This window comes from Seonamhaeicola algicola (assembly GCF_007997385.1).
Taxonomy (GTDB): domain Bacteria; phylum Bacteroidota; class Bacteroidia; order Flavobacteriales; family Flavobacteriaceae; genus Seonamhaeicola; species Seonamhaeicola algicola.
In genome coordinates this window covers 470,707-483,815 of sequence record NZ_VOSC01000012.1, presented here as the reverse complement: position 1 = coordinate 483,815, position 13,109 = coordinate 470,707, and the positions used below count along the sequence as shown (strand labels likewise).

Genomic DNA, 13,109 nt, shown 5'->3' with positions numbered 1-13,109 from the left:
ACTTTTTAAACAGCCTAAAGTTCAACTTACAATTTTTAATTTGCCATAAAGGCTCCTAAAAATTGAGTTTCACTAAAAAAATGTACATTTACAATATGTATAGAAACCTGCTAATTTTGTATGTATTTTGCGCTACTTTTTTCTTAGGAAAAAATACCATTATTGCTCAAAACGAACCTTTAAAACAAGTATTAAATTTGACACAACCACCCTACTTAAAAGCTGGTGATACAGTAGCTATTGTTGCACCTGCCGGAATTTTAAAAAATAGAACTGCTGAAATTGAAAGTGCTAAAAAACTGCTTAAAAGTTGGGGGTTACACGCCCAGGTTGGTAAACATATTTTTAACCAAGAACACCATTTTGCTGGAACTGATGATGAGCGTTGTGAAGATTTTCAAAACGCATTAAACAACCCAAACATTAAAGCTATTTGGTGCGCTAGAGGCGGTTATGGTTCTGTTAGGATTTTAGATAAATTAGATTGGTCTAACTTTAAAGAAAACCCTAAATGGATTATTGGTTATAGTGATATTACAGCCATTCATAACCAAGTGCATAACTTAGGCGTACAATCTATACATGCCATGATGTGCACAAGCTTACAAGATACACCAGAAACCATTACCGAAACTATAAACACTTTTAAATATTCACTTTTTGGCCAACCTTTACACTATACCTTAAAAGGCTCAAAATACAATAAAACAGGTAGTGTAACAGCTCCTATTGTTGGTGGTAACCTAACTATTTTACACACCATGCTAGGCTCTAAAACTAGTATTGATACGTCTGGAAAAATTCTTTTTATTGAAGAAATTGGCGAATATAAATATCATATAGACCGTATGTTACAAAGCTTAAAACGCGCAGGATATTTTAATAACTGTAAAGCTGTAATTATTGGCGATATGACAAAAATTAAACGTAATACAACACCTTGGGGAAGCTCTATAGAACAGCTTATTTTAGATGTTCTCTCCGAATATAATTTCCCGGTTGTATTTAATATGCCTGCTGGCCATGAAAAAGACAATAGGGCACTAATACTTGGTAAATTAGCTACATTAACGGTTAAAAATGAGCATTCAACTATTATTTTTAACTAAAAATCAATTTTATCATAGCATTGTACTGAATTTAAACCCCTATCTATGATGAAAAAATTACAATTATTATTTACAGTTATAATGTTAAGTGTTGTTTTTACAGCAAAAGCAGACACTATTAAAATTGCTAATTTAAACTTAAACAACCCTGATGTTAGAAAATGCTTATTAGAATCTACACAAAGTGAAGGTTGGAAATTAGCATCGGTTTATTTAAATGATGATAACAAATTAGTATATGTTTTTGATAAAAACGATTCAACAAAAATTTATACTAGCAAAGAAGTTTTTACTAAATAGTTTAGTTTTTTAAACAACATAAAAAAATCCGTGTAAAAGCATTTTTACACGGATTTTTATTTTTTTAAGAACATTAATTAAAACTTCAATTCTTTTTGCAAATGCTCATAAGCATCTTGCACTTGCCTAAATTTTTCTTCGGCACCTGCTTGATGTTCTTTGCCTAAATGAATAACTCTATCTGGGTGATATTTTTTTGCCATTTTTCGGTAAGCGCGCTTAATATCATCAACACTTGCGCCTTTTTCTATTTCTAAAACTTTATAAGCATTTTCACTACTGTTATAAAACATGGCTTTTATGCTTTCATAATCTCTAACACTAATACCTAAATAGCCCGCTATTATTTGTATTTGGCGTTCTTCATCTTCAGTAACAACACCATCGGCTTTAGCTATTCCAAATAGAAAATGCATTAATTGCAAGCGCGACGGATGATCCATCATTTGCTTTATTTGTAAACACACTTGCCTTGTAGATACGCTTTGTTTGCTTATGTTTTTAAATAATTGAAATGCATGATTTGCACGCTCTTTACCATACATTGTTGCAAATTGTTGGCGTACATAATCTAGCTCTCTTTGGTCTTGTTTACCATCGGCCTTTATAACTATTGATGCTAAAATAAGTAAGCTAACTTCAAAATCGCCCGATTGTGTTTGGGGGCGTTCTGCTCTACCATTATACGTTGGCCTTTTTTGTTGTTTTCCTTCACCTAAAAACGTATCGGTATTACCGTTTGACATTGCATCAACAATACTTCCTAAGGCAACACCAATAATGGCACCAATGGGGCCACCAAAAGACCACCCAAGCGCACCACCAATCCATTTTGAAACACTCATAATAATTATAAATTTTATTTATTGGTAAATATAATATTAGTTAGTTGATTGCACGCGTATTTTGTTACACAATTGATATCTTTGCAATCCAAAAAGTAATTTTTGGCAACTAATAAATTGTTAATTAAAAAAATTGAAAATATGTATCCAGCAGAATTAGTAAAACCAATGCGCGAAGACTTAACAAATGTTGGTTTTGAAGAATTACAAACTGTAGAAGCAGTTGATACTGCCTTAGCTAAAGAAGGTACAACATTAGTGGTTGTAAACTCTGTATGTGGTTGTGCTGCAGCAAACGCACGCCCAGGTGCTAAAATGAGTTTAGAAAACAGCAAAAAACCAGATCACATTGTTACTGTTTTTGCAGGTGTTGATAAAGACGCTGTAACTAAAGCTAGAGAATATATGGTGCCGTTTCCTCCAAGTTCACCAAGTATGGCTTTATTTAAAAATGGCGAATTAGTACACATGCTAGAGCGTCATCATATTGAAGGAAGACCTGCTGAACTTATTGCTGATAACTTAAAAGACGCTTACAACGAGTTTTGCTAATAAAACTTTAAGCTTATAAATTACAAACCGCGATTATTTTCGCGGTTTTTTTATACCAAAACGCAACCTTTTTATAATTATAACATCATTAAAATAAAAAATGTTTGCTAGTAATACGTTTAAATTTGTAGCCTTAATTTTTGTTTTATCAATTGTTTTTCTTGCTGGGTGTTTAAGTGATGATGATAATCAAGTATCATCATACAACAGCGAATTAGAAACTCTAACACAGTTAAAAAACGATATTGAAACCATTGCAGAAAGCTCAGTTTGTAATGAAACTTCAACATGTAAAATAATTGCCTTTGGTAGTAAACCTTGTGGTGGCCCATGGAGTTATTTGGTGTACTCAACATCAATAAACATACAAGATTTTGAAACCAAGGTGGAACAATACAACCAACTTGAAAGCATATTTAATGCTAAATGGGGCGTGGTTTCAGATTGTGCTGTAATATTACAACCCAAAGATGTTACTTGCCAAAATAATGTTTGCGTTCCTGTGTATTAAATACCTTAGTTTTATTTTACTTCTTTAAAAATTCATGTACTTTTGGGCATGGTAAAAATTTTATCGTACCCAATAACCGTTATTTACTACTTGTGTTTTTTTATAACACTTGTTATATTTCACCCTATACAATGGTTTTGCTTTAATATATTTGGGTATAAAGCACATAAATTAAGTGTAGATGCACTTCAGTTTTTTTTAATTACATGTACGCATATTTTAGGCACACGTATTACGTTTAACAACAAACATAATATACCAACCAATACCCCAATAATTATTGTTGCTAATCATCAAAGTATGTATGATATATCGCCAATAATGTGGTATCTGCGCAAACATCATGTAAAATTTATAAGTAAAAAAGAACTTGGTAAAGGCATACCTAGTGTATCATATAATTTACGTCATGGCGGTTCTGCTTTAATTGACAGAAAAAACCCCAGACAATCTTTACCTGTTATTATGAAATTTGGTGAATATATTGAAACCACCAAACGCGCTGCTGCAATTTTTCCGGAAGGCACCAGAAGTAAAACAGGCCAACCAAAACCTTTCCAAACCAAAGGTTTAGAAATACTATTTAAAAAAATACCATCGGCACTTATTGTGCCAATTTCAATAAATAACTCATGGAAAATGTTTAGATACGGAAAATTTCCTATGGGTTTAGGTACACACATAAAATTTAAAGTGCATGCTCCCATAAAATTAGCTGACCATGCTGATAAGCAAGCACTAATAAATGAAATTGAAGCTACTATAAAACAAGATATTCACCCTTAAAATAAAACTAAAATGTCGTTAAAAAATGTGCGTTTAGAGGTTATGCAGTTTTTAGAAAAAGATGTTGACGCATTAATTCAAAAATACTTAATACCTATTGATAAAATATGGCAACCAACAGATTTTTTACCAAACTCTGAAAGTGATACCTTTTTTGATGAAATTACTGAAATACGCGAATTATCTAAAGAGCTACCTTATGATTTTTGGGTGGTTTTAGTTGGTGATATGATTACTGAAGAAGCCTTACCAACTTACGAGTCTTGGCTAATGGATGTTGAAGGAATTGACCAAGTAAATAACCCCAGCGGATGGTCTAGATGGATAAAACATTGGACGGGAGAAGAAAACAGACACGGCGATGTGCTAAACAAATACCTTTACCTATCTGGTAGAGTTAACATGCGCGAAATTGAAGTAACCACACAACATTTAATTTCTGATGGTTTTGATATTGGCACAGACAGAGACCCTTATAAAAACTTTGTATACACAAGTTTCCAAGAGCTTGCCACATACATTTCGCATAACAGAGTTGCTAAAATTGCTAAAAAACATGGCAATAAAAGGTTAGCAAGAATGTGCCAAATGGTTTCTGGTGATGAAATGAGACACCACAACGCCTACTCTGAATTTGTGGAGCGCATTTTTAAAGTAGACCCCAGCCAAATGATGATGGCATTTCATTACATGATGAAACAAAAAATTACCATGCCAGCACATTTTTTAAGAGAATCTGGCGATAAAATAAGTACTGCTTTTGAAGAGTTTTCAAACACGGCACAACGCATTGGTGTTTACACCTCAACAGATTATGTTGATATTCTTAAAAAATTAATTGACCGCTGGGAAATTGATAAAATAACAAACCTAACAGATGAAGCAGAAAAGGCAAGAGATTATTTAATGAAACTGCCCGATAGAATGTACCGTTTGGCTGAAAGAATGAAAATTCCTGAAAATTCATTTCAATTTAAATGGGTAGAACCTGCTATTGCTAAATAATTTCAAATTTTTATGACTTCAGAAGCTATAATACAAAAAACTAAAACCTTTGTAGAAAAAACCCTTTCTGGAGCCGAAGGTGGTCATGATTGGTTTCACACCCTTAGAGTTTATAACAACGCCCTTTTAATTGCAAAAAATGAATCTGTAAACATATTTATTGTTGCATTGGGCGCGTTGTTACATGATATTGCTGATAGTAAGTTTCATAATGGCGATGAAACAATTGGCCCCAAGGTAGCACGCGAATTTTTATTTAAATTAAATGTAGACTCGGCAGTTATAGAGCATGTTGTAAATATTATTGAAAATATATCATTTAAAGGTGGTAATGAAGCACAAAAATTTACATCGGCAGAATTAGATGTTGTACAAGATGCTGATAGGCTAGATGCCATTGGCGCTATTGGTATTGCCCGAACTTTTAATTACGGCGGATTTAAAAACAGGCAATTATACAACCCTAGCATACCCCCTAATTTAAACATGACCAAAGCGGAATACAAAAATTCTACCGCACCAACCATTAATCATTTTTACGAAAAATTACTGCTTTTAAAAGACCGCATGAATACCCAAACAGGTAAAAAACTAGCCATTGAAAGGCATCAGTTTATGGAGCTGTTCTTAAAACAGTTTTATAATGAATGGAATGGTAAGGTTTAACCTATTATCTGCTTAATTTCTTTTCGGTAATTAGAAGCACTTTTACCAATTACCTCATTAAATTGCTTGTTAAAGTGTGAAAAATTATTAAAACCACACTCAAAACAAATATCAGCAATACTCATTTGGCTTTCATTTAATAGTTTTGTAGCATGTACTATACGTATTTCATTTACTACTTGTGTAAATGTTTTACCTGTTGTTTTCTTAAAATAACGACAAAAAGCAGGTACTGTCATACTAACCTTATCGGCAATGTCTTCTAAAGCAATATGTTCTTTAAAATTAGCATTTACAAATTTGTATATGGTTTTAATTTTATCAGTGTCTTGTGGTTCAGCTTCAAACACAAAACCATCGGCATTTAAAATAGTATAATCATCGGTTGTTGCTAAATATTGTAGAATTTCTAATAACTTTAAAATTCTATTAAAGCCATTATAGTTTTCTAAATCTTCAATTTTAGATCCAACAACATCTTTAGTTGCTCTATTAAATAGAATACCATTTTTAGCTTTTTCAAAAAGTATGCCTATTGCATTGGCTTCAGGCACCGAGTTAAAAAAGTCATCGCCTAAAAAATCTGGTCTAAACTGTATGGTTGTTTCAATACCAGCAGCTGTTAGCCTATCGGTAAATCCGTTATGCGGTAAATTTGATCCTATTAATATAAGCTGACTATTATTAAAGTATGATAAATGGTTTCCAATGTGTGTTTTTCCTTGGCCTCTATTCACATAAATTAATTCTAATTCTGGATGAAAGTGCCAAAACATTTCGCCCCTGTCTAGCTTATCATTATGCTGTTTTACCAGTACAGACTCTCCAAATGATGGCGAAAGCTTTTTAAATGTAGGTTTCTTTGTAATCATAGTGGGATGATTTTTATGCAAAATTAATATATATTATGCATACATTATATATTTTATTACCCCAAATATATGCAAAATTAACTTAACAGTGATTTAACATATTGTTAACGGTTAAAATAGCATATAAACTTGCTAAAATTGATGTTTTCCACCCTTTACAACTGCCATATCTTTGTACCGTTATCAAACAATAACACAAAACATGAACACATTATTAAAACATACTAGAAAAGGATTTATAATAGTAGCAATGGCAGCTTCTGTTATTAGTTATGCTTCTAATGATAATACAATAGTAAAAGATGCTGCTAAAACAGCTATTACTTTAAATAATGTGAAAGAAGGTAATTTACTTACCATTAAAGATGCTTACGGCGTAACTTTATATAAAGAGTTAATTAAACAAGATGGTATTTATACTAAAGGTTTTGATTTAACTGCGCTACCAGAAGGCAACTACTTTTTTGAATTAGAAAAAGATGTTGAAATAAAAACCATTCCTTTTTCAGTTAATAATAACAAAGTAAACTTTAAAAGCAACAGTGAAACAATATATCATAAACCAGTTGTTGTTGTTAAAGAAGATTTAGTTTATGTAACTAAACTTTCGCCAAAAGGAGAAGCTTTTACTGTTAATGTTTATGGCATTGACAATGGAAATTCAGAAGAATTATTATACACCGAAACAATAACAGGTACTCAATCTATTGAAAAAATATATAGACTTGAGTCTGGTAATTATAAAATAGTCTTTAATTCAAATAATAAAGATTTTACAAAATTCATTAATAATTAGTTTAATGTCTTATTTAGTTTAGTTGGTAAAAGTGGGCTGTGGTGGCCCACTTTTTTTTGTCTATGCTTTTCTAATTACTTCAAAATTATTGCTCACAAAATTTCTGCATTTTAATTTTCATTACACTAATGCTTAACTTTTTAAAAGGTATAGCATTTATACTTCAAAAAGAATACTAATCTATTTCAGCATAAGCTTCAAAAAAAAATTATTAATAAAAAGTTGTAGTAACAACAACATGTGTATAGTACTAAATATATGCAAAATTAACATGCCAATACACCATATTAACCTGGTTATAAAAAGCGAATAAAAACAGGGTTAAAATAGCATATAAATTAGTCAAAATCAATGTTTTACACACTTAAAAGCCGCCCTATATTTGCAGTGTAAACGTTAATAATCCAGATCATGAAAAACGTATTATCACACACAAAAACAGTAATTGTAATGGTAGCAATGTTAGCTACGGTTATAGCAAATGCAAACGAGATTTCTTTAATTAAATTTGGTAAAGATTTAAGAGGAACTGCATTAACAATTGAAAATGTAAAGGAAGGAAACCTATTATCTATTAAAGATATTTACGGCATAACTTTATATAAAGAAGTAATTGAGCAAAGCGGCTTATACACAAAAGGTTTTGATTTAACTGATTTACCTGATGGAAACTACTTTTTTGAATTAGAAAAAGACATGGAAATTAAAACCATACCTTTTACCGTAAATGCAACAAAAGTTACTTTTAATAAAACTGAAGAAACTACAACTTTCAAACCATTTGTTAGAGAAAGTAACGGTTTAGTTTATGTAACTAAATTAGCCTTAAACGCTGAACCTATGGAGATTACTGTATATGGTTTAGATGAAAATGATGCTGAACTTTTATTAGATGAAACAATTGAAAACACAAAAAACATTGAACGTGTTTACAAATTAAGCGCTGGTAAATACAAAATGGTTTTCAATTTTGACGGTAAAGAATACACCAAGTATATAAATAATTAATATAAAGTTTATTAGTTCTTATTTTGTTTAGTTTTGATAAAGCGAGCCCTTTTGGCTCGCTTTCTTTTTTTTATATAATTCTATTTAATAACTAACTAGCATAAAAGTTTACTTAAAATAATACAGGTTAAATTTAAATTACTTCACTTTTAATTTATTAAAAACTTCAAAAATTAAACTCTCGCTTTATAAACCTAATACAATTAAAGCTCTATTTAAACGTTTTTAACAACTGCTTTTAAACCATGCCATTAGCTTACTATTTTAAGTTATACCATGGCACACTTGCACTATGCAATATGTACATTTTTAACACCAAGTTATGGCATATTGACTTAACATAAACTTAGCATATATTTAACAGATAATATAGCATATAAATTAGTCAAAATCAATGTTTTACACACTTATAAACCACCATATATTTGCAGTGTAAACGTTAAATTATCCAAATCATGAAAAACGTATTCACACACACTAAAAAAGTAATCTTAATGGTAGCAATGTTGGCTGCGGTTATGGGTTATGCAAACGAAATTTCTCTAATTAAATTTGGTAAAGATTTAAGAGGAACTGCATTAACAATTAACAATGTAAAAGAAGGTAACCTATTATCTATTAAAGATATATATGGAGTGACATTATATAAGGAAGTAATTGAGCAGACTGGTATGTACTCAAAAGGTTTTGATTTAACCGATTTACCAGATGGCAACTACTTTTTTGAATTAGAAAAAGATATGGAAATTAAAACCATTCCTTTTAACGTAAAGGACACTGTAGTTTCATTTAACAAAAATGCCGAAACAACTACTTTTAAACCTTTTGTAAGGCAAAAAGACGATTTAGTATTAATTACTAAACTGGCTTTAAATGGCGAGCCTTTAAAAGTAAGTGTTTATGGTGTTTACAACACAGTAACAGATCTTTTATTTAATGAAACTATTAAAGATGAAAAAACCATTGAGCGTGTTTACAAATTAGAATCTGGTAAATACAAAATTGTTTTCAACTTTGATGGTAAAGAATTCACAAAGTATATCAATAATTAATAATAAGTAATTTAAAATTCTTATTTAGTTTAGTTTTGCAAAAACGGGTCTTAAAAAAAGACCCGTTTTTTTATTTAAAACAATTTTAATTGACCTTGTTTGTACTGCTCATACAAACTAGTGTTTAGTATTGGCATACCTTTATTTTTAAAATATTTTAACCTAGCTAATTTTACTAAACTATTTATTTGTTCGGCTATTTTACCTTCACCACGCATACGTGTTCCATATCTGCTATCATTTAAACTTCCACCATGGCAATTTTCTATTTGATGCAAAACTTTATCTGCCCTATCTGGCATTGTTTTCTTTATCCAATCTGTAAAAATAGTACCAATAGCACCGTTTAACCTAACAATGGTATGGCCAATTGAAAGCGCACCGTTATCAAAAGCTGCTTTTGCTAACGGTAATATTTCATGGCTGTTAATTGATGGTATAATAGGCGCAATCATAACATTAACAGGTATGCCATTATCACTTAACACTTTAACCGTTTCTAATCGCTTTTTAATAGTTGCTGTTCTGGGCTCTAAAACACGCCTAATATCTTCAGTTAATGATGTAATTGATATGTTTACGCTAATTAAATTATCATTAGCAAGTGCTTTTAAAACATCTAAATCTCTTAAAATTAGTGCGTTTTTTGTAATAATTCCAACGGGATGTTTATATTTTAAAAATATGTGTAAACATTGGCGTGTAATTTCAAATTGCTTTTCGGCTGGCTGATAACAATCTGTGTTACCAGACATTACAATGGTTTTAGCTTGCCAACTTTTCTTTTTTAAAAGTGCTTCTAATAATTTTGGCGCTTCTTTTTTTACTAAAATACGCCTTTCAAAATCTAAACCAGCGCTGTAACCCCAATACTCATGAGAGTTTCTGGCGTAACAGTAAATACAACCGTGCTCACAACCCTGATAGGCATTCATAGAATACGCCATACCAACATCAGTGCTTTCAACTTTGTTTACAATAGTTTTAGGAAACACCTCTAAATATTTGGTTTTATTTTTATCGGGTAATTCACCTTCTTTTTGGCAATATTCTAAGAAATCATTGCGGGTTTCATGGCTAAATTCAAAGAAACGATTAGGGACGTTTAGCTGAGCGCCACGTCCTTTTATAGCAGGTTTGGGGTTCATATAAATAATTTAAAAAATATTGGGAATACCTAGACTTTATAAAATTACACATTATTTAAGTCCAAAAATGTTAAAGTAAAATTGTGTTATTAACAACTATGTATTTTGGCAAGCTTTAACTAACTTTCAATAAAAATTTAAGCATGTGTAATACCACACAAATTGTACAAAAAATATTTAAAAACATTACACTAACTAATGATGAGTTACATTTAATTGCAAACACTTTTGAAAAAGTTTATTTAAAAAAAGATGAAACACTTTTAAAAATAAATACAACCGTAAAAAACCAATACTACGTTTACAGTGGATGTTTAAGAACTTTTTATATTGATAAAACTGGAAAGGAGCATACACTACAATTTGCTATTGAAGATTGGTGGATAAGTGATTATACAGCCTTTTTTTCATCGGGAAAAGCTATAATGAATATAGAAAGCATACAAAATGCTACATTACTAAAACTATCTAGAACGCAAATGGAGCATTTATTAGAGAACATTCCTGCTTTAGAAACCTTTTTTAGAAAAAAAATGGAGCGTGCTTTTTCTAGTTTTCAAAAGCGTATTCTATCAAACTTAGCATTATCTGCACAAGAACGCTACGTTGCATTTGTAAATACCTATCCAAATATAGAACAAAGCGTAAAAAACTATCATATAGCTTCATATTTAGGCATAACCACCGAAAGTTTGAGCAGAATTAGAAAGACTTTAGCAAAAGGTTAATTTATTACCATACATCAATTTTTTTGTGTTAACTGCTTTTTACTTTTGTATAAATTAATTTAGAAATGAAAAAAGCACTTTTAATTTTTACAACGGTAAGTGTATTATTTGCCTGCAATACAAAGGCTAAAAAAAACACTATTGCCAATGAAAAAGAACATAATAACACTAAAAAAATTACAAAAATGAAACATGTATTATTTGTATTAACTAGCCATGATGAACTAGGAAACACAGGGCATAAAACAGGTTTTTGGATTGAAGAATTTGCAGCACCTTACTATTTACTTAAAGACCAAGGTGTACAAATAACCATTGCATCACCAAAAGGTGGGCAACCTCCAATAGACCCAAAAAGTAACGAAAAAGATTTTGAAACCCCTGCAACTGTTAGGTTTAACAATGATAAGGAAACACAAGCCATATTAGCTAAAACTGTAAAATTAGAAACCGTAAACCAAGCAGATTATGATGCTGTTTTTTACCCTGGAGGCCATGGCCCGTTATGGGATTTAGCTGAAAATAAAAATAGTATTGCCTTAATTGAAGCCTTTTACAATAACAACAAACCCGTAGCTGCAGTTTGTCATGCACCTGCTGTATTTAAAAACACTAAAAATACTAATGGCGAACCTTTAGTGAAAAACAAAAAAGTAACAGGCTTTACTAATACTGAAGAAGCGGCTGTACAATTAACAGAGGTTGTACCATTTTTAGTGGAAGACATGCTTAAAAATAATGGTGGTGTGTATTCAAAGAAAGACGATTGGAATGCTTATGCTGTTGAAGATGGTTTATTAATAACAGGGCAAAATCCCGCATCATCAGAACTTGTTGCCGAACTACTTTTAGAAAAATTAAAATAAAAAAGTTGTTAAAAAGAAAAATAAAAAGGCTTTAGTTTAACTAAAGCCTTTTGTTTTTTACAAGCTACTTATATAACTATTTCTATTTACCCGGAAAATTTGCTTTACGCTTTTCTAAAAAAGCTGTAGTACCTTCAGTAAAATCTTCAGTGCCAAAACATGCACCAAAAGCTTTAATTTCAATATCAAAACCATTTACGTTAGTTTTGTGGCTAGCATTAACAGCATTAATAGCCTTAGCAATAGCCACCGATGAGTTATTGGTAATTTTACCTGCTATTTTTTTGCACAGATACAATATATCTTCTTGGGTAGTTACATGGTTTACTAAACCGTAATTATGCGCTGTTTTAGCATCAATCATACCTGCTGTCATAATCATTTCCATAGCGCGCCCTTTGCCCACTAATTGTGTTAAGCGTTGTGTACCACCATAACCAGGAATAACACCAAGAGACACTTCGGGCAAGCCCATTTTGGCATTATCACTTGCTACTCTAAAATGGCAAGCCATAGCCAACTCTAAACCGCCGCCTAATGCAAAACCATTAACAGCAGCAATAACAGGTGTAGTTAAGTTTTCAACAAAATCAAACAATATTTTTTGTCCGTTTGCCGCTAAGGCCTCACCTTCACTTACATTAAAATCTGCAAACTCACTAATATCTGCCCCTGCAACAAAAGCTTTTTCGCCACTACCAGTAATTATTATAACTTTGGTTTGAGCATCTTCATTTGCTAATTTAAACGCACTATGCAATTCTTGAATAGTTTCTTGGTTTAGGGCATTTAATTTTTTGGGCCTGTTAATAGTGATAGTTGTAATGTTATTACTGGTTTCTGTTAGTATGTTATTAAAATTCAT

16 protein-coding genes are annotated in these 13,109 nt (G+C 31.2%); 12 read left to right on the top strand and 4 right to left on the bottom strand.

What is annotated here, in order from left to right:
• Positions 1-80 precede the first annotated feature (80 nt).
• Together FUA26_RS04620 and FUA26_RS04615 are read left to right on the top strand one after the other, a co-directional pair.
• A complete protein-coding gene (locus FUA26_RS04620) occupies positions 81-1,109 on the top strand; it encodes a S66 peptidase family protein (protein ID WP_246109069.1) in 1,029 nt (342 codons plus the stop codon).
• Positions 1,110-1,154: 45 nt separating this feature from the next.
• A complete protein-coding gene (locus FUA26_RS04615) occupies positions 1,155-1,409 on the top strand; it encodes a hypothetical protein (protein WP_147132194.1) in 255 nt (84 codons plus the stop codon).
• 77 nt (positions 1,410-1,486) lie between these two features.
• On the opposite strand, the gene FUA26_RS04610 is transcribed toward FUA26_RS04615, so the two are convergent.
• Positions 1,487-2,254, bottom strand: coding sequence for a TerB family tellurite resistance protein (locus tag FUA26_RS04610; protein WP_147132191.1), 768 nt, complete (start codon positions 2,252-2,254; stop codon positions 1,487-1,489).
• Positions 2,255-2,395: 141 nt separating this feature from the next.
• On the opposite strand from FUA26_RS04610, the gene FUA26_RS04605 reads away from it, so the two are divergent.
• The 5 genes from FUA26_RS04605 to FUA26_RS04585 all read left to right on the top strand — a co-directional run bounded on the left by FUA26_RS04605 (position 2,396) and on the right by FUA26_RS04585 (position 5,774).
• Entirely contained in the window at positions 2,396-2,806 is a 411-nt protein-coding gene (locus FUA26_RS04605; protein ID WP_147132650.1) for a BrxA/BrxB family bacilliredoxin, read from the top strand.
• 100 nt (positions 2,807-2,906) lie between these two features.
• Positions 2,907-3,317, top strand: a complete 411-nt coding sequence (locus FUA26_RS04600; protein WP_147132188.1) for a hypothetical protein — start codon at positions 2,907-2,909, stop codon at positions 3,315-3,317.
• A 48-nt stretch (positions 3,318-3,365) separates the two neighbouring features.
• Positions 3,366-4,103, top strand: coding sequence for a lysophospholipid acyltransferase family protein (locus FUA26_RS04595; RefSeq protein WP_147132185.1), 738 nt, complete (start codon positions 3,366-3,368; stop codon positions 4,101-4,103).
• A gap of 12 nt (positions 4,104-4,115) precedes the next feature.
• Positions 4,116-5,108 (top strand): acyl-ACP desaturase, encoded by a 993-nt coding sequence (locus FUA26_RS04590; RefSeq protein ID WP_147132182.1) that lies wholly within the window; start codon positions 4,116-4,118, stop codon positions 5,106-5,108.
• Between the two features lie 12 nt (positions 5,109-5,120).
• Positions 5,121-5,774: an HD domain-containing protein gene (locus FUA26_RS04585; protein ID WP_147132180.1), complete on the top strand. Its 654-nt coding sequence runs from the start codon at positions 5,121-5,123 to the stop codon at positions 5,772-5,774.
• Here FUA26_RS04585 and FUA26_RS04580 read toward each other — a convergent pair.
• Entirely contained in the window at positions 5,771-6,646 is an 876-nt protein-coding gene (locus FUA26_RS04580; RefSeq protein ID WP_147132178.1) for an AraC family transcriptional regulator, read from the bottom strand. The genes FUA26_RS04585 and FUA26_RS04580 overlap by 4 nt on opposite strands.
• Positions 6,647-6,848: 202 nt before the next feature.
• Here FUA26_RS04580 and FUA26_RS04575 point away from each other — a divergent pair, with 202 nt between their 5' ends.
• The 3 genes from FUA26_RS04575 (at position 6,849) to FUA26_RS04565 (ending at position 9,502) form a co-directional block, all read left to right on the top strand.
• Entirely contained in the window at positions 6,849-7,442 is a 594-nt protein-coding gene (locus FUA26_RS04575) for a hypothetical protein (RefSeq protein ID WP_147132175.1), read from the top strand.
• Positions 7,443-7,853: 411 nt separating this feature from the next.
• Positions 7,854-8,450: a hypothetical protein gene (locus FUA26_RS04570; RefSeq protein ID WP_147132172.1), complete on the top strand. Its 597-nt coding sequence runs from the start codon at positions 7,854-7,856 to the stop codon at positions 8,448-8,450.
• Between the two features lie 455 nt (positions 8,451-8,905).
• Positions 8,906-9,502 (top strand): hypothetical protein, encoded by a 597-nt coding sequence (locus tag FUA26_RS04565; RefSeq protein WP_147132169.1) that lies wholly within the window; start codon positions 8,906-8,908, stop codon positions 9,500-9,502.
• A 74-nt stretch (positions 9,503-9,576) separates the two neighbouring features.
• On the opposite strand, the gene FUA26_RS04560 is transcribed toward FUA26_RS04565, so the two are convergent.
• Positions 9,577-10,650: a PA0069 family radical SAM protein gene (locus tag FUA26_RS04560; RefSeq protein ID WP_147132166.1), complete on the bottom strand. Its 1,074-nt coding sequence runs from the start codon at positions 10,648-10,650 to the stop codon at positions 9,577-9,579.
• A gap of 143 nt (positions 10,651-10,793) precedes the next feature.
• Here FUA26_RS04560 and FUA26_RS04555 point away from each other — a divergent pair, with 143 nt between their 5' ends.
• The gene (locus FUA26_RS04555) at positions 10,794-11,378 is read left to right on the top strand and encodes a Crp/Fnr family transcriptional regulator (protein WP_147132163.1); all 585 of its coding nucleotides are present in this window, start codon (positions 10,794-10,796) and stop codon (positions 11,376-11,378) included.
• 185 nt (positions 11,379-11,563) lie between these two features.
• Positions 11,564-12,244, top strand: coding sequence for a type 1 glutamine amidotransferase domain-containing protein (locus FUA26_RS04550; protein ID WP_246109078.1), 681 nt, complete (start codon positions 11,564-11,566; stop codon positions 12,242-12,244).
• A gap of 82 nt (positions 12,245-12,326) precedes the next feature.
• Here the strand turns inward: FUA26_RS04550 and FUA26_RS04545 are convergent, their stop codons facing one another.
• Positions 12,327-13,109 carry an enoyl-CoA hydratase/isomerase family protein gene (locus tag FUA26_RS04545; protein ID WP_147132159.1) on the bottom strand — a complete coding sequence of 261 codons (783 nt, stop codon included), beginning with the start codon at positions 13,107-13,109 and terminating at the stop codon, positions 12,327-12,329.